We start from the raw sequence: 17,215 nt of genomic DNA, 5'->3' as shown, positions 1-17,215 counted from the left end.
TAAAGTCATACTATTTTCCTCAATCTTAGAAGTTAATTATGCTTATAAAATTTGAAGAGATATGTAGAGATATTGATATTTTACCGGAAGAAGCTCAAATCTTACTATTTGATTTTATTCAGTTAGCCAAAAAGCGTTATCCTCAATCAGAATCAGAAAATCATAGTCAAGAAAAAAGTCTCTATGATAAGTTTGATGAAATTGGATTAATTGGTTGTTGTTCTGTGGAAGAAAATTTATCAACCACATATAAATAAGTTTGATCTAATACATTAGATAACTTTAACCTCTGGTGGTATCAAGTAATATATTTTAAAATTTAAAAGATTATTTGGCTGTATGCCATTCTAAATTAGATTATCAGCCGTGATCGCGCGTTGATAGTTAACGCATCCATAGGAAAATTTCAACTTGAATATTCTCATAAAAATGCCAAAAGCGAATGCACTTTAGCGAAAAAATATTTAGAATGATTGACTTTAAGTATTGATTACTTTATCCGCAGCGCCAGTTAAGATTTCATCCATCCAAGCATTTATGCTTTTGCCAGCCTTCTTAGCAGCAATAAATATTTTTCGGTGGTGTTCTGGAGTTGTGCGGAATGGAAGTTTACCAGAGAATGGTTTATCAGGCTCCTCTCCTAGTTCTTCACAGAAAGCAAGATAATCATCAACAGAAATTTGAAATTCTTGACGCGCTTCGTCTACAGTTTTTGCCTTAAAGGTAATTACGTCATTAATATCTAGGACTTGGCCAAAAAGTATTCCCGCTTCTACATCTACTTCTATACTAGCTGTGTATCCTTTATAAGTCATCATATTTCAATTCCTGCCTTAATTAAAAATTCTCTAACAGAATTGACTGCTCCTTTATCTGTCTCATTTTGAGGATGCGGTTCGTGAAAAACAGCTTTTACATCATTTAATTTCACACGAACCCGCGAACCTCTACCTTGAGTAATATCAGCACCTAAAGCTATGAATAAACTTTCAATATCTTTCCAAAGAACATTAGATGGTACAGGATTTGTAAAAATTAACTCTAAAATCTGACGTTGTTTGTTATTGAGATCCATTTAATCAATACAATTACAGCCATCTTACAGTTAACTTGAATATAGCCATAGATATAATGATATCATATTATGATATCGCTGAAAATATAGAAGCGATCGCCTTGTAGAAAACCTCAAAAACAAGGCAATCGCCTGTTGTGCAAGAGTAGTGCGATCGCTATTTATAAATATTCAATTCTCAATCTTGCGAGGCTGCCATAGGCTCCTATCACAACCCCAACCAACACCGCAAAGATTGCTCTAAAAGTTCAGCATCAGCATCAGCTAACTTGCCAATCACTTTGACAACTATAGCGTTTCCTAGTCTGCTGAAGTACAAATCTCTGCGTACCTCTGCGCTTTACTTCGCGTCCCTTTGCGTTTCAAAATATTATCTGTACCTCACTTAACTGGTAATCGCTATAAGCTTTTATGCACTGTGTATAAACCTCTCTTGACTGCTGTAGCTACGTTTAGCCCTGCTGCTGACCATTCAGACAAGATAAACTCACCTTCTAGCAATGCTCCAGTTTTGCTCGTCAAGGGTGTAATTAGGATATCTTGAGAAATATGCGGCGCACTTACAACAACAGCAGGTCTAACTTTTGAACTGGACAAATCTGAAAAGGGATACTGAACCAAAATGATGTCATTTTTAGAGTAGTTGGGCATAGACATCATCCTCAGCGTTATCCCAAACTGATGAGAGTGATGTTTGACTAGTTTGAAGCCAAAATTCAGTTTCATCATCAGGAAGCAGCGTCACTAGCACTCTTGTCCCTTCCGGTAATTCTTCTAACTCTAGCAATTCGATTTTTCCTTCCCGAACAGTACCCCAAAGCGTTTTTAGCATATCTGTTTTATGAATAGTCATGCTTTAATTTTATGCTTCGATAGTTGATGAGGAGCAATCTATTTGCAGAAAACCTCAAAAATAAGGCGTAGATGCGTAGCGGCTTATCGTTAGACATCACTCGTAATTATAGTATTAGGTTCGCGTCTGCCACGATTTTGGATCTCTGCGACCATGAAAAATTGCCGTCACTATTACTCGACTCGACACAATCCGATAGTACACAGCATAGGGAAATCGCCGCACTACTGCTCGTCGCATATCACCGTAGACAATTACATAGGATTCTGGCATCTGAGAAATTCGATTCACCGTTTCGTCTACACAGTCTAAAAACTCGTCACCGAGACCGGGTTTTTGACTCTCGTACCAACTGTGTGCATCATTAAGTTCTTCTCTAACCTCTGGGCGAAACACCAGGACATAATTCATTGCTACCCCTTAATTGATGCTTTGATTTCCTCCCAAGTCAGCACATTATCTGGATTTGAATCATAGTCAGCAGTTCGACGATCGAGTTCTTGCTTTTGTGCATCGGTTAAATCAGGGTAAACTTGCTCTGCTGCGATGCTATCCCAAATTGCCTGTACAATACGGATTCTATCTTCAACACTAAGAGTTGCGATTTCGTTCAAAGTAGCTGTGATATCCATGCTGATTAACTTGGAGGAAAAGTAAGCGACTGATATATCTCAAATATAACGGAGAAGATTTTCTCCATCAAATTGAATGCTGCAATTGACAATCTGACAGTCTTCACAACAAATCTGTGAGCGAGATCGCCTGTTGTAAAAGGTTAAAACAATTCGCAATTCGCAATTCGCAATTACGTTTTGTAACGGGGATTTAGACCCCGACACAAAACTTGCGGCTTGTTAGAAGCCGGGGACTTCAACCCGCCGAAGTTTGTTAAAGTAATGTCTACGACGGGTTACGCCTAAGAACTTCGCATATTCCCAAAAGCGATCGCCTTGCAGAAAACCTCAAGAATTATGCGATCGCTTGTTGTGGAAGAGTGAGTGCGGTCGCTTTACAGAAAATCTCAAAAATAAAGCGATCGCTCTTGTGGAAGAGTGAGTGCGATGTCTACGACGGGCTACGCCTAAGCATTATCTAGGTATTCAATTCTCAATAGTTGCTGGAATTGTCTCATCTGTAAGTTGCAGACGTGATTGTTTTAATTGTAGCTTGGGGTAAACGCAGTGAAACCCAACGAATAATCTATGATCGAGAAGTAGACTTGATTTACTGGAGTACTTTGCATGGTTTCAGCAGAATTAATCTCTACTTTGCGAGAACTTAGTCGAGCAGATAAGTTTTATATTATGCAGGTTTTAATCTCAGAGTTAGCCCAACAGGAAACCGAGTTGATTAAGCCCGATCAGTCTTATCCTGTGTGGTCGCCTTATGATGCAGTTGAAGCCGCAGATACCATGTTAAAAGTGCTACAAGCTGCTAAAAATCAAGACCATGCGTAACGCACAACGGTATTCCTTTATCCCGATTGATGTTGCATTGGGCGAAGCTAGTTTCCGCCCCTATCTACCCCTTACTTTGATCTACCAGCAAAGTTCTGCGATAACATCCGGTCTGTTGGATACTGGAGCAAGCGTGAATGTGCTTCCTTATTCAGTAGGAGTTGAGCTTGGGTATCTGTGGGAACAGCAGACAACTGCATTGAGTTTGACAGGTAATTTGGCTCAATACGAGGCGCGTGTCGTGGTTCTTCAGGCAGTAATTGGGCAATTTGAACCTGTACAACTTGTATTTGCATGGACACAGGCTACAAACGTACCTCTGATTTTGGGGCAAGTTAACTTCTTTATGGAGTTTGATGTTTGTTTCTACCGTTCACATTTACAGTTTGAGATCAGCCCTAAATCGGTAGCGTCAGAGTATATTTATTGCAGTTGCCAGCTAACTAACGCATCAATGTAGAGGACGGAAGCCATTGGTGGAGATAATCATGCGATCGCCTTTCAGAAAACCTCAAAAACTAAGCGATCGCCTGTTGTGGAAGAGTGAGTGCGATCGCCTTACAGAAAATCTCAAAAATAAAGCGATCGCCTGTTGTGGAAGAATGTGCGATCGCCTTACAGAAAACCTCAAAAAAAATGCGATCGCCTGTTGTGCAAGAGTGTGTGATCGTCTTACAAAAAACCTCAAAAACTAAGCGATCGCCTGTTGTGGAAGAGAAGTGCGATCGTCTTACAGAAAACCTCAAAAATAAAGCGATCGCCTGTTGTGGAAGGGTGAGTGCGATCGCTTTATTTATTTTATATTTAGGCATTCAATTCTCAAATAGCTGCTTGAATTGCCTCGTGTGTGAGTTGCGGATAAGAATCTAAGATTTCTTCTGGGTTTAATCAGCAGCTAACTTTTCATATAAAGTATAAAATATGTAAGGTATTACAAGTATTTAGGAAATATAGAAAAATAAATGATACAAAGAATCAGACAACCTACTCGTTTAGTTGCTTTAGATACAGAAGTATTTGATAGGGAAAACTTTAACTATCAATCTACATCCTTCAAAAAACTTATAGAGTTAGTTCAAGATGAAAAGGTTTGTCTGTATTTGACTACGGTTACACAGCAAGAAGTGATGGCTCACATTGAGCATTTAACGCAACAAGCTTCATTAGCATTTAAAAATCTTCACAAAGAGTTTCGCAAACAAGCTAAGATTATTCATAATTCTCTTAAATTTCAAAAATTATTAAATTCATCTTTAAATAATGATGAATTATCCCATGAATTAAAAGAACAATTCAACGAGTTTATAAAAGAATCACAAATAGAGATATTAACAATAGATGCTGTATCAGCAGAATATATTTTTACTAAATACTTTCAAATACTTCCTCCTTTTGAAAATGGCCAAAAGAAGCATGAATTTCCTGATGCGTTTGCCATAGCTGCAATAGAAGAAAAAGCTAAAATTGAAAATAGAAAAATATATATTATTAGTGGCGATCCAGATTGGCAGAAGGCTTCTAATCAGAGTGAGTATTTAATTTACAAAGAAAGCATTGACAAATTGTTAACAGAGATTATAGAACAAGAATCCAGTGAAGTAGATTTATGTTACAAAATACTTGATGATAATTGGAGCGAAATTAAAAATGAAATATCACATAGTTTTAGCTCTAGAGAATTTTCTTTAAGTGATGACTTCGCACATGGTTACTTTGAATTGGGTAGTGAATATATAGAAGTAGTAGTAGAGGAGATAATAATTATTGATAAATCTATTGTAGATATCGATGAAGAAGTTGAATGTCCCGTTGTTACCTTTGAGCTAAAGACTGAAATTAGTTGTACCCTTTATATTAGCTATGATAGTACGGAATATGCTTATTGGGATAGTGAAGATCATGTGTATTATGGGATTGAACAAGTGGAAGGAAAAGTACCTTATAAACTTTTAATACCTGTTGAGTTAGCAATTATTTTATTTAGAGATGAATCATACGATTTATCTTTCAATGCTATTGAGAATGTTGACTTAGATCCAAATGGATTGATTGGAACTATTGTGTTAACGCCAGGTGAATTTGAGGAGATTGAAAAGGAGTTTGATTCTTGTTTCTTTTAGATAGAAGGTTTGGCATCTTGCCTACCCTACAATAAGTATTCTATTCCTTCAATTTCTTCTTTATGGCTTTGCCAAGAATCCCAAAGATCAACTTTTTGCTGAAGATTAAGCCAAAGTCTTGGGCCATTTCCTAAAGCTTTACCAAGACGTATTGCTATATCTACTGTAATTGATCTTTGACCATTAATAATTTCCTGAATTGTTTGATTAGATACTCCTAAATTTTCTGCAAAATTTGCGGTATTAATATCTAAATCATCTAAAATATCTGCAATTACTTCACCAGGATGTATTGGTCTTACTAATCTATCATCAGTAATATCTTGCCAATTATCCATAATTAACCTTATCTCATTGTTAAGGCAGGCATAAAGCCTGCCCATGTAATCTTAGTCTATCCCTTCAATCCGGTCTTCAACCTCTTGGTACAACTCGCGCAGACGATCTAAATTATCCTCGCTAGTCTCCCAATAACCGCGTCCATTCACTTCCAGCAAAGTTGATACAATCTTGCGGAAAGAATGGGGATTAAGGTTCAGCAACCGTTTCTGCATTTCTTCATCTTTGATGAAGGTTTCGTTAGTATCCTCATAAATCCAGTTATCCACAGCGCCGGCTGTCGCACTCCAACCTGTTGTATTCACCAACCGTTTGGATAGTTCGCGCACACCTTCGTAACCGTGAGATAGCATCCCCTCGTACCATTTGGGATTTAATAATTTGGTACGCGCATCCAAACGCACGGTTTCTGATAATGTCCGTACTTGGGCGTTAGCTGTGGTTGTATCTGCAATATAAGATGCTGGTTTTTTACCATCACCCCGCAGACTTGCCACCAGCTTAGTAGGATCGGAATCGAAGTAGTGGGAAACGTCCGTTAAGCTAATCTCGGAAGAATCGAGATTTTGGAAAGTTGCGTCAGCAGTTTTCAATGTACTTTCAAAAATCTGCCGGGATTCGTCCATGATTCCGGGGTTATCGGAATTGAAGGAGAAGGATTTCCGGTTGAGATACATTTCCTGCAACTCGGCTTCGCTATCCCAAGTGCTGTTTTCTACTGCCAAGTTGATATTTGACGAGTAGGAACCAGAAGCGTTGGAGAAAACGCGCGTCGCTGCTTGACGCAGATTAATTCCCATATCTTCAGCTTGCTGCAAAGCGTGTTTGCGAACAAAGTTCATTTCTAAGGGTTCATCTGCCTCGGCTGCCATCTTCACGCCTTGGTCTAGCAGGTTCATTTGGTTGATGAACAAGTCGCGGAATACACCAGAACAGTTGATTACCACATCAATTCTGGGTCGTCCCAACTCTTCTAAAGATATCAATTCCAACTTGTTCACCCGTCCCAAAGCATCGGGAACTGGACGCACGCCCACCATCCACATAATTTGCGCTAGGGATTCACCGTAAGTTTTGATGTTATCGGTTCCCCAAAGGACGCAGGCAATGGTTTCTGGCCATTTTCCATCATTTTCAGCCTTGTTACGTACCAAAAGGCGATCTACGACAATTTTAGCTGATTGTACTGCTGCCGTTGTTGGGATGGATTGCGGATCTAAAGCATGGATATTCTTACCTGTGGGCAATACATCCGGGTTGCGGATGGGATCGCCACCAGGGCCGGGTAGGATGTATTCACCTTCCAAGCCTCTGAGTAATGCTCCGAGTTCGTTGTCGGCACAAACTTGCTCTAGGCAGAATTCCAAATACTCAAATAGGGGTTTTAAGGCGGCGCTATCGACTTTGGGATAACCTGCTTTATGCAATGATTCTACCCAAGGTTCTTTTTTGCCCATGTTGAAGAAATTCAACCGGGAAACTAAAGAAACTCGTCCTTCCGCGTCGATTTGCTCTTGGACAAGGGCGGTAACTGCTGCACGGGTTGCCAAGGTGATATCTTGCAATAACTGGACATCTTCTAAAATGCCTCTGTCGTTATTTTGGTAAATATCGTCAATGTTACGCCCAAGGCTGTTAGCGATAATTCCCGGCAAGCCTTGAATTCCTTCTTCTTGACGATCTAGACTAGCAATGTTGACGAGAGTTGCGATCGCTTCTTCTGCACTTGGCGGTTTACCAATAACGTGCAACCCACAAGGCAACAACCGCGACTCGATTTCCATCAACTTGCGGTAGACGTTGCCAACAATATTATCCCGCTCATCAGCATTCATGTCTCTGGCATCGGTTTCTGGCAGGTGAATATCCTTATCCAGATTCACGATCCGGCATTTATCCATGATGCTGTTGACAATGGAAACACCTCGTCCACTATCTTTTAAGGTTTGGTAGGAAGCAATTAATTCGCTGAGTTCCTTCAAACCTTTATACAAACCCGCATTTTCTGCCGGCGGTGTCAAGTAAGAAATTGTTTCGGCATAACTCCGACGTTTGGCAATTGTCGCCTCACTGGGATTATTAGCTGCGTAGTAATACAGGTTGGGAATTGAGCCAATTAAGTTATCTGGATAACAATCACCAGACATCCCCATCTGTTTACCTGGCATGAATTCCAAGGAACCGTGTGTACCAAAGTGCAGTACAGCATCAGCTTTCCAAACTTGCTCTAGGTAAGTATAGTAAGCAGCAAAACCGTGGTGAGGACTAGCTGAACGGGAGAATAACAGCCGCATCGGATCGCCTTCGTAACCAAATGTAGGTTGTACACCGATGAAGACGTTACCGAATTGCTTACCATAAATCAGTAAGTTTTGTCCATCGCTGTTGAGATGTCCGGGAGGTGGCCCCCAGTTTTCCTCTAGGCGTTGCGAGTAGGGTGTTAGCGCCTCATACTCAGGAACCGACATTTTGTAAGCAACGTTGAGTTCCGGGCTGTTGTACTGCGCCTGTGCATCGTGGATGACTTCTTGCATCAACGCTTCGGCGGATTCTGGCAATTCGGGTAAGTCGTAGCCGTTATTTTTGAGGGCTTTCATTACCTCGTAAATTGATCCGAATACATCCAAGTAAGCTGCGGTTCCAACGTTGCCTTTATCTGGCGGGAAACTGAAAACAGTGATGGCGACTTTTTTATCAAGCTTCGGTTTACGGCGGAGGTTCGCCCATTTTAAGGCACGTTCGGCTACAGCTTCAACGCGATCGCGCAGTGCGATCGCTTTGCCTGTAGTTCCATCTCTACCCGATAAGATAATCGGCTCAATTGCCCCATCCAATTCAGGAATCGCAATTTGCAAAGCTACTTGAATCGGATGTAACCCTAAATCGCTATCCATCCACTCTTCTGTGGTTTGGAATACTAAGGGTAACGCCACCATATAAGGACGATTTAAGCGTTTGAGTGCTTCAATTGCCTTGGGATGGTCTTGTCTGGCTGGGCCACCCACTAGAGCAAAACCAGTCAGCGATATCACTGCATCTACTAACTGTGTGTTGGTATTTGGTTCATAAAAGTAAGCCTCAACAGGCTTGGAGAAATCCAAACCACCAGCAAACACAGGTAGTACCCTTGCGCCTAGTGCTTCCAACTCTTGCACCATTGCTACATAATGGGCATCATCCCCTGTAACTAGGTGAGTGCGTTGCAATACTAACCCGACACAAGGAGCTAGGGGATCTTTTAGATCGCTAGAAATATCCTTACGAGCTGTATACCAATTGAGGTACTCTCTGACATCTTCAAACATATTGGGAGCCAAAGGATGCCAAATCCCTAAATCGGGATAAACCACCGGCTGTTCATAAGTAGAAGGTGCAAAATTCTGTTTTTCTAAACCTTTAAATACATATTTATCAGCTAGCATCAGTAAGAAGTTTTCCAGATTTTCTGGAGAACCACCTAGCCAATACTGAAAACTGAGCATGAAATTTCGCGCATCCTGTGCCTTGTCCATTGGAAGGAATTTCAGCACTTGCGGCAGGGTTCGCAAAAGCTTCAGCATCCCATCTTGGAATCCTGCACCGGATTTTTCTTTGCGTTTCCGCATGAATTGGGCGATCGCACTTTTTGACTGACCCAACTGTGCCAAGGAAAAGCTGCCCATTTTACTTAGGCGCATTACCTCTGGCATTGAGGGAAAGACAACAGAAACGTCCAGATGATCGCGGTGTGGTTCTACTGCTGCTACTACTTTCTGTGCTAAGTCTTCGATGAAAATGAGGGAAGCGATGAAGATATTCGCACTCTCAATTTCTCGTTTGAACTCGTCATAGTTCTCAGGGTCGCGGAGTTCCTCAATCAAGTACCCGCTAATTTCAATCGCCAAGTTGGGATTGTTCGCGTTAATCGTGCGAACGGCTTGCGACAATGCGCTCTGGTACTGGGACTCAAGCACGACATAGACCACCTTGATTAAACTACGTCCGCGTAAGTTATCAGGCGCAATGTGTCTAATGGTGGACTTGACGTGTGTGAACATGCTTCTTCGGCTCCTTTGATGCGTGTTCTCTGAAGTAAGTTCCTAGCGGCATCATCAGCCACAGGTAACTTTGTGATATTTAGGCAATATGTGTTTTTTATCAGAAAACGCTTGCCCAGTGGGCATTTTATCGTGTATCTGACACAAATCGATATAAAAAACGAAATATTTCTTTGTAATTGTTGACTATGTTTAAAAGTATCCGCTCACTTATTTGTAAATTTTTTGTAATACTTTCTATTAATAGTTAAATAGCTATTTAGCAATTTAATTCCACGATGCCGGGTATAAAAATCAGTAGATAAAGGTTTCAGTCTTAGATTTATTGCCTGATAAAGCAGTTCTTAATATGACTAATATAAATAATCAGTTATTATTTTTGATTAGCATAAATATTCCAGCTTCTCAATATTTAGATTCTTTGGAAGATGGATTAAATAATTTAAAATTTAGATAATTATAAAAGCAACTAGTATTGTATTGGATTAGAGCTTTTCTTGCCCTTTAAGCGATCGCTAACTTGCCGAATATACGATTAACTAATGACTCAAGTAGATATTCTCATCCTATCCAATGGCCCTGGAGAGGTAACAACCTGGGTGCGCCCAGTAGTAAGAGCGTTACGGCAAAAATTCGGCGATGACCGAAATCAAGTGAGAATCAGTGTAGTATTATCGCCTTGCTCAAATGCTAGTGGAAAAGAAGCTGCGATCGCACTTTCTTACCCAGAAGTAGATAGAGTACAAGGAGCAGAGCATTTTTGGCAATTTTTGCTTTGGGGTAAAACTTTTGAAAATTGGGACTGGAGAAGTCACGGTGTAGTTGTTTTCCTCGGTGGCGATCAAATTTTCCCCGTAGTCATAGGCAAAAAGCTGGGATATCGCACAGTAGTTTACGCTGAATGGGAAGCCCGTTGGCATAAGTGGATTAATCGCTTTGGCGTAATGAAACCTAAAGTTGCTGCCGATGTCTCCCAAAAATATGCTCACAAATTCACCGTTGTCGGTGATTTAATGTTAGAAGCACAAGAACAAGTCAGCACTGCCTACTCCCTACTCCCTACTCCCCACTCCCCAATTATTGGTTTACTCCCTGGATCAAAAGCAGCAAAATTAGCCCAAGGAGTGCCATTATGTCTAGGTATTGCCGAATACGTTCATACAAAAAGACCCCAAACCAAATTTGTAATTCCCGTAGCCCCAACATTGGATTTACAAACTTTAGCTAGTTTTGCTGATCCTCAAAAGAACCCTGTTGCTGAAATCTTCGGTTTTGGTGGCGCTTCCTTAATTGTCCCAAAGGATGCTAAAGGAAAGGCATTGCTCAAAACAACAACAGGCTTAACTGTGGAACTGTGGCAAGAAAACCCTGCATATCACTTATTATCCCAATGCTGCATCTGCTTGACTACAGTGGGGGCAAACACCGCCGAACTCGGTGCTTTAGGAGTGCCAATGATTGTTTTGCTGCCAACACAGCAACTTGATGCCATGCGTGCTTGGGATGGTTTACCTGGGTTGTTGGCAAATCTCCCAGTGGTAGGTACGCCCTTTACCAACGTGATTAATTGGTTATTCCTGAGATTTGTGAGGCGCAAAGGTTTATTAGCATGGCCAAATATCTGGGCACAGCAAGAGATAGTGCCAGAACTTATGGGTAAACTTCAACCGCAAGAAATTGGAGAAATGGTCGTAGACTTTTTAGCCCATCCAGAAAAATTGGACGATATCCGCGCCAAACTCCGTAAGATTCGCGGTGAAAGTGGTGCAGCCCAGAAGATTGCAGAGATTGTTGGTGAGGAAATTGGAAAGTAGGGGGAGCAGGGGAGGAGAAATTGCAGTGAGTCTTTCCTTTTCCGCTCTCTACATTAATCGGAAGATTCGCCATCCCTGCGCCCAAGTTCATAAATGCCAGCGCCCATACAAGCTAATATACCTGTACTAATTCCCCAACTCTCGCCTAAACTAATTTCCAATCCCCAGTTGCATAAAGCGCCGACTACCAAAAAGGGCACAATGCTAAATAATGAAGCGTAGAAAGCATTTTGGGATTCTCTGGCCTTACGAGTTTTTTCAAACTCTGTCTGACTAGTATAAAGCGATCGCTCGGCAAAGTTAAACCAACGGTTGAGTTGTTCGATTACCCATTGATTAACTGAGGCAAAACCTAGATATAGCGCCAATGACCACAAACTCGCTCCGGCGATCGCGATCGTATTTAACTCAAAGCGGAAAGGTAAAATTTCAGTCAGCATTGCTTATGAGAGTCCTGCAAAGGGTTAACTTTAGCTGTCAGTAGATGCTAAACAAACCTCTTGTGCAATTTTAAGCATAAAGGTTCACAAGATTTCAACTAGTTGCTAACTCTCCTGCTCTTTTAATAACTCACAGAAGTCCCCACCCTCGAACAACTCTCGCTAGGGTGGGGATAGGGAGCGGATGCTGACGATTAAAACGAAATTTGCTGCATCTCTTCTGCATACAGCAGATTGTAAGTAAGTCAGGTACAAAATGCTGGACTCAAAATCACATACAAAGGATTTCTTCTATCCCCTGCCCCCTTCCTCCTTCCTCCTTCCCTTTAATACAACGACTTAATCCACTGCCATTCTTGTGTCAAACCCTCTCTTAGAGAGACTTTTGGCTGATATCCGAGAACTTTTTGCGCTTTAGATACATCAGCAGCAGTGTGACGGGCATCTCCCATCGCTTTTTCTATGTGGTTTCTTTTGATGGGTTTCCCAACAATTTCTTCAATCGTATCTAAGACTTCTGCTAAAACCACCCTACTACCACCACCGATATTCAGTATTTCTCCCACTGCTTCGGGTGCGGTGGCGGCAGCTAAATTGGCGGCGATGACATCACTAACAAAGGTAAACTCTCGCGTTTGCTGTCCATCGCCATAAATAGGAATCGCTTCATCTTGCAAAATCGATTTAAAGAATTTATGGAATGCCATATCTGGGCGCTGTTTAGGCCCATAAACTGTGAAATATCGCAATGATACAGATGGCACACCAAAGTTTTTATGATACAGTCTGCACAAAGTTTCAGCCGCTAGCTTAGTAATACCGTAAGGAGAAACAGGTTGAGGACAAATTTCCTCGTGAGTGGGTAATGTTTCTGCATCACCATATACGCTTGACGAAGAAGCAAACACTAATCTTTTCAAGTTTTTAGCATCTTTGGCTGCTTCTAGCAAAACTTGTGTAGCATTAATATTTCGTTCTGTGTAACCTCGAAAAGCTTTACCCCAACTCGCTCTGACACCCGCTTGTGCTGCTTGATGATAAACTACATCAACATCTTTTAAGAGTTCCTGCCAATCTAAAAATTGCATATCTGCTTCAATTAATGTAAAGCCAGGTGAGGATTGTAAATACGCAATATTCTTACGCTTTAACATCGGATCGTAGTAATCATTGAATTCATCAATCCCGATCACTTCTTCTCCTTGTTGTAGCAATATGTCTACAAGGTGAGAACCAATAAAGCCGGCAGATCCAGTAACGATAATTTTAGCCATGTTGACTATTTTTTGATATTTTCATAAATTTCTATATTCACAGGTTAGTACTTATAATCAATAATCGTCATTACTTAAGCTTGATTTTTTAATCAATTATTGTACTGTTGTAAACACAATCATTACTTAAATAGATATACTTAGAATTTTATTTATGCTAGTATAATTATTGAGTTTTTGCTGTTAATAAATTTAGTTGACAAAATTGAATCTTAAGAAGACGCACAGTTGAAATTCCAACAACAGGATGGACTTAAAACTGATTAGATAATTCTTTCTCCCCTGCCCTTGCCTGTTCTAGTCATGAAGGGGCTTGCACAAGTGTGATAATTGGTGAAAAAATTGATCCGCGAGAGCCGAATAGGGAATTCTCGTTTCGCAAGGGACGCACGAGGAAATCAGTGAAAGTTTTAGTCGTAGGTAATGGAGGGCGTGAACACGCTCTGGCATGGAAACTGTTGCAATCTAAGCAAATCGAACAAGTTGTCTGTGTACCAGGGAATGGAGGCACAGCAACTATGGAACGTTGCCAGAACTTGCCCCTAGCAGTAGATGATTTTGAAGGCATAAGCCGATATGCTCTAGAAAATGGGATCAGTCTGGTAATAGTTGGGCCAGAAGTCCCTTTGGCAAAGGGAATCACAGATTACCTCCAAAACAAAGGATTGATGGTATTTGGGCCAGTCAGAGCAGGAGCGCAAATTGAAGCAAGTAAAGCTTGGGCAAAAGCCCTGATGCAAGAAGCAGGCATTCCAACGGCGCAGTGTGCGGTATTTACGGAGGCAGCAGCAGCAAAATCTTATGTAAGAGCTACGGGAGCGCCAATTGTCGTCAAAGTTGATGGCTTGGCGGCTGGTAAGGGTGTAACGGTGGCTGAAACGGTTGCACAGGCGGAAAGCGCCGTTGATGCAATTTTTCAGGGGCAATTTGGCAGTGCTGGCGAATTTGTTGTCATTGAAGAATGTTTAATTGGGCAAGAGGTATCAGTTTTAGCGTTAACCGATGGGTTAACAATTCGACCTTTACTGCCAGCTCAAGACCATAAGCGGATTGGTGACGGCGATACTGGCGAAAATACTGGCGGGATGGGAGCATACAGCCCAGCACCCATCGCTACGTCAGAGTTGATGGCACGTATTCAAACAGAAGTTTTAGAAAGAGCGATCGCAACCTTACGAGCAAAAGGCATTGACTACAGAGGTGTACTGTATGCTGGGTTAATTATTGCACCCAATGGCGACTTGAAGGTTTTGGAATTTAACTGTCGCTTTGGCGATCCCGAAACTCAGGTGGTTTTGCCATTATTAGAAACACCCCTAGAAGAATTGATTCTAGCCTGTGTGCAGCAACGATTAAGTGAATTGCCGCCCATTGCTTGGAAAGGGGGAGCATCTGCCACTGTCGTTGCAGCTTCAGGTGGTTATCCAGGAGAATATGAGAAAGGGCTGGTGATTACTGGCATTACTGAGGCAGAGGCAACAGGAGCAACAGTATTTCATGCAGGTACGAAGTTGAACCAGCAACAAGAAATAGTGACAGATGGGGGTCGAGTATTAAATGTGACTGGAATTGGAGAAAATTTTGAGCAAGCGATCGCCCAAGCCTACGCTGCAATCAAATATATTCAGTTTGAGGGCATATATTACCGGAGAGATATCGGTCATAGAGTTAAGAGACGGGATTAATCGCGTCTGTACAGTAGTTAGGAGTTATTCCTAATGCCCAATGCCCCATTCCCCATTCCCCCTTCCCTAACATATTTGTCGAATTAACTGTTAATTTTTTAGTTGTTGGGCTTTATAACAAAGACTACTAACAACTTTATTTAAGATGCTAACTCTGTTAAAAACAATTCGAGATGCGATCGCAAGTTGGTGGTCTGAGTTCACACTCCAGACCAAACTGCTGGCTGTAGCCACATTAGTGGTTTCATTGGTGATGAGTGGTCTAACTTTCTGGGCTGTGAATACGATTCAGCAAGATGCGCGGATGAATGACACCCGCTTCGGGCGTGACTTGGGGCTGCTGCTTGCTGCCAATGTTGCTCCCCTAATTGCTGACAATAATCTGACAGAGGTTGCCCAATTTTCTCAACGCTTCTACAGCAGCACCTCTAGCGTGCGTTATATGCTTTACGCTGATGAAAATGGAGAAATCTTTTTTGGCATACCTTTTTGGGAAGCAGAGGTAGAAAACTCCCTCACCATTAAACGGCGAATCCAACTACCAGAAGATTACCCTGGTGATGGCGAAAAGCCAATGGTGCGGCAACATACAACCCCAGATGGGATAGTTACCGATGTATTCATTCCTCTAATCGTTAATAAAAAGTACTTAGGTGTATTAGCGATCGGCATCAACCCCAATCAGACCGCAATTATTTCCACCAATTTTACCCGCGATGTCACCATTGCTGTTTTTATCACCATTTGGGTAATGGTGATTTTGGCAGGAGTGATTAACGCCTTGACCATCACTAAGCCAATCAAAGAACTACTAGTGGGGGTAAAGCAAATTACTACCGGGAATTTCAAGCAGCGCATTAATTTACCTTTAGGAGGCGAACTAGGGGAATTAATTTTAAGCTTTAATGAGATGGCAGAGCGATTAGAGCGCTATGAAGAACAGAATATTGAGGAACTGACCGCAGAAAAAGCCAAGCTAGAAACCCTAGTTTCTACGATCGCAGATGGTGCTGTGTTGATTGATAACAACATGCAGGTGATATTAGTTAACCCCACAGCGCGGCGAATTTTTGGTTGGGAAACTGCTGATGTCGTCGGCTGCAATTTGTTGCATAACTTACCGCCAGCAGTACAGATGGAAATCACTGGGACACTGTACGAAATGGCAGCAGGCGAATGTGAAAGCGCCGAATTCCGCATTTTTCTTAACCAACCCACCCAACGGACAATCCGCATTCTTTTGACCACAGTACTCAACCTGCAAAGAGAAAGCATCAAAGGTATTGCGATTACCGTCCAAGATATAACTCGTGAGGTGGAATTAAACGATGCAAAAAGTCAATTTATCAGCAACGTTTCTCACGAACTGCGAACACCTTTATTTAACATCAAAACCTATATTGAAACCCTGCACGACTACGGCGAAGACTTAGGATTAGAAGAACGGCAAGAGTTTCTGCAAACAGTGAACCATGAAACCGATCGCCTAACCCGGTTAGTTAACGATGTTTTAGATTTATCAAAACTCGAATCTGGTCGTCAGTATAACTTCGATGGAGTGGATTTAGCCCAAGCGATCGAACAAACCTTGCGTACTTACCAACTCAATGCAAAAGATAAAGGTGTTGAACTTGTTCAGGAAGTTGCTGCTAATTTGCCCCTGGTAATGGGTAATTATGATCTATTAGTACAAGTGTTTGGCAACCTAATTGGTAATGCCCTTAAATTTACCCAAGCCGGTGGTAAAGTGGCAATCCGCGCCTACCAGCTAGATTTTAAGCCCAATCACACCCAATCTTCTCCAGTGCGGATTGAAATTTCCGATACTGGAATAGGCATCGCCACAGAAGATCAACACTCAATTTTTGAACGCTTCTTTCGCGTAGAAAACCGAGTTCACACCCTAGAAGGCACGGGTTTAGGATTATCGATTGTCAGAAATATTATCGACAGACATCGTAGTAAAGTCCATCTAGTGAGCGAAGTCGGCATTGGCACAACTTTTTGGTTTGATTTAGCCGCCTTTGAGGAAAAAGCGCCACCGATACAAGTTGAAGCTATTGCAGAAGCATCCAAAATCACTACAGCTTGAAGGATTGGGCATTAGGGATGGGGCATGGG

18 protein-coding genes and 1 pseudogene are annotated in these 17,215 nt (G+C 41.6%); 7 read left to right on the top strand and 12 right to left on the bottom strand.

What is annotated here, in order from left to right:
* The first annotated feature begins 38 nt into the window (after positions 1-38).
* Positions 39-257, top strand: a complete 219-nt coding sequence (locus VB732_RS00685; RefSeq protein ID WP_323228892.1) for a DUF2281 domain-containing protein — start codon at positions 39-41, stop codon at positions 255-257.
* A gap of 222 nt (positions 258-479) precedes the next feature.
* On the opposite strand, the gene VB732_RS00680 is transcribed toward VB732_RS00685, so the two are convergent.
* The 6 genes from VB732_RS00680 to VB732_RS00655 form a co-directional block, all read right to left on the bottom strand.
* A complete protein-coding gene (locus VB732_RS00680; protein ID WP_199346326.1) occupies positions 480-815 on the bottom strand; it encodes a type II toxin-antitoxin system HicB family antitoxin in 336 nt (111 codons plus the stop codon).
* A complete protein-coding gene (locus VB732_RS00675) occupies positions 815-1,075 on the bottom strand; it encodes a type II toxin-antitoxin system HicA family toxin (RefSeq protein WP_323228891.1) in 261 nt (86 codons plus the stop codon). The genes VB732_RS00680 and VB732_RS00675 overlap by 1 nt, the downstream gene beginning before the upstream one ends.
* A 399-nt stretch (positions 1,076-1,474) precedes the next feature.
* Positions 1,475-1,726, bottom strand: coding sequence for a MazF family transcriptional regulator (locus tag VB732_RS00670; RefSeq protein WP_323228890.1), 252 nt, complete (start codon positions 1,724-1,726; stop codon positions 1,475-1,477).
* Positions 1,710-1,928 (bottom strand): hypothetical protein, encoded by a 219-nt coding sequence (locus VB732_RS00665; RefSeq protein WP_323228889.1) that lies wholly within the window; start codon positions 1,926-1,928, stop codon positions 1,710-1,712. Before VB732_RS00665 ends, VB732_RS00670 begins: the two co-directional genes overlap by 17 nt.
* 114 nt (positions 1,929-2,042) lie before the next feature.
* Positions 2,043-2,339, bottom strand: a complete 297-nt coding sequence (locus VB732_RS00660; protein WP_323228888.1) for a type II toxin-antitoxin system RelE/ParE family toxin — start codon at positions 2,337-2,339, stop codon at positions 2,043-2,045.
* 2 nt (positions 2,340-2,341) lie between these two features.
* Positions 2,342-2,560, bottom strand: a complete 219-nt coding sequence (locus VB732_RS00655; RefSeq protein ID WP_323228887.1) for an addiction module protein — start codon at positions 2,558-2,560, stop codon at positions 2,342-2,344.
* 609 nt (positions 2,561-3,169) lie between these two features.
* Between VB732_RS00655 and VB732_RS00650 the strand changes: the two genes are divergently transcribed.
* Together VB732_RS00650 and VB732_RS00645 are read left to right on the top strand one after the other, a co-directional pair.
* Entirely contained in the window at positions 3,170-3,385 is a 216-nt protein-coding gene (locus tag VB732_RS00650; protein ID WP_323228886.1) for a hypothetical protein, read from the top strand.
* A complete protein-coding gene (locus VB732_RS00645; protein WP_323228885.1) occupies positions 3,378-3,845 on the top strand; it encodes an aspartyl protease family protein in 468 nt (155 codons plus the stop codon). The genes VB732_RS00650 and VB732_RS00645 overlap by 8 nt, the downstream gene beginning before the upstream one ends.
* A 58-nt stretch (positions 3,846-3,903) precedes the next feature.
* Here the strand turns inward: VB732_RS00645 and VB732_RS00640 are convergent, their stop codons facing one another.
* A complete protein-coding gene (locus VB732_RS00640; RefSeq protein WP_323228884.1) occupies positions 3,904-4,197 on the bottom strand; it encodes a hypothetical protein in 294 nt (97 codons plus the stop codon).
* Positions 4,198-4,204: 7 nt separating this feature from the next.
* A pseudogene (locus VB732_RS35910) lies at positions 4,205-4,267 on the bottom strand (DUF433 domain-containing protein); the annotation flags it as partial.
* Between the two features lie 80 nt (positions 4,268-4,347).
* Between VB732_RS35910 and VB732_RS00635 the strand changes: the two are divergent.
* Entirely contained in the window at positions 4,348-5,505 is a 1,158-nt protein-coding gene (locus VB732_RS00635) for a PIN domain-containing protein (RefSeq protein WP_323228883.1), read from the top strand.
* A gap of 26 nt (positions 5,506-5,531) precedes the next feature.
* Here the strand turns inward: VB732_RS00635 and VB732_RS00630 are convergent, their stop codons facing one another.
* Both VB732_RS00630 and VB732_RS00625 read right to left on the bottom strand, forming a co-directional pair.
* Entirely contained in the window at positions 5,532-5,843 is a 312-nt protein-coding gene (locus VB732_RS00630) for a HigA family addiction module antitoxin (RefSeq protein WP_323228882.1), read from the bottom strand.
* 51 nt (positions 5,844-5,894) lie between these two features.
* Complete coding sequence (locus VB732_RS00625) at positions 5,895-9,881, bottom strand: magnesium chelatase subunit H (protein ID WP_323228881.1); 3,987 nt, start codon at positions 9,879-9,881, stop codon at positions 5,895-5,897.
* A 542-nt stretch (positions 9,882-10,423) separates the two neighbouring features.
* On the opposite strand from VB732_RS00625, the gene VB732_RS00620 reads away from it, so the two are divergent.
* Positions 10,424-11,695: a lipid-A-disaccharide synthase gene (locus VB732_RS00620; protein ID WP_323228880.1), complete on the top strand. Its 1,272-nt coding sequence runs from the start codon at positions 10,424-10,426 to the stop codon at positions 11,693-11,695.
* A gap of 53 nt (positions 11,696-11,748) precedes the next feature.
* On the opposite strand, the gene VB732_RS00615 is transcribed toward VB732_RS00620, so the two are convergent.
* Both VB732_RS00615 and VB732_RS00610 read right to left on the bottom strand, forming a co-directional pair.
* A complete protein-coding gene (locus VB732_RS00615; RefSeq protein WP_323228879.1) occupies positions 11,749-12,135 on the bottom strand; it encodes a hypothetical protein in 387 nt (128 codons plus the stop codon).
* Positions 12,136-12,461: 326 nt separating this feature from the next.
* Entirely contained in the window at positions 12,462-13,409 is a 948-nt protein-coding gene (locus VB732_RS00610; RefSeq protein ID WP_323228878.1) for an NAD-dependent epimerase/dehydratase family protein, read from the bottom strand.
* Positions 13,410-13,810: 401 nt separating this feature from the next.
* Between VB732_RS00610 and purD the strand changes: the two genes are divergently transcribed.
* Together purD and nblS are read left to right on the top strand one after the other, a co-directional pair.
* Positions 13,811-15,094 carry a phosphoribosylamine--glycine ligase gene (gene purD, locus VB732_RS00605; protein WP_323228877.1) on the top strand — a complete coding sequence of 428 codons (1,284 nt, stop codon included), beginning with the start codon at positions 13,811-13,813 and terminating at the stop codon, positions 15,092-15,094.
* Between the two features lie 145 nt (positions 15,095-15,239).
* Positions 15,240-17,186, top strand: a complete 1,947-nt coding sequence (gene nblS / locus VB732_RS00600; protein ID WP_323228876.1) for a two-component system sensor histidine kinase NblS — start codon at positions 15,240-15,242, stop codon at positions 17,184-17,186.
* Positions 17,187-17,215 lie beyond the last annotated feature (29 nt).

Origin of the sequence: Nostoc sp. UHCC 0252 (assembly GCF_034931145.1) — a bacterium.
Taxonomy (GTDB): domain Bacteria; phylum Cyanobacteriota; class Cyanobacteriia; order Cyanobacteriales; family Nostocaceae; genus Nostoc.
This window is presented reverse-complemented; position numbering and strand designations above follow the sequence as displayed.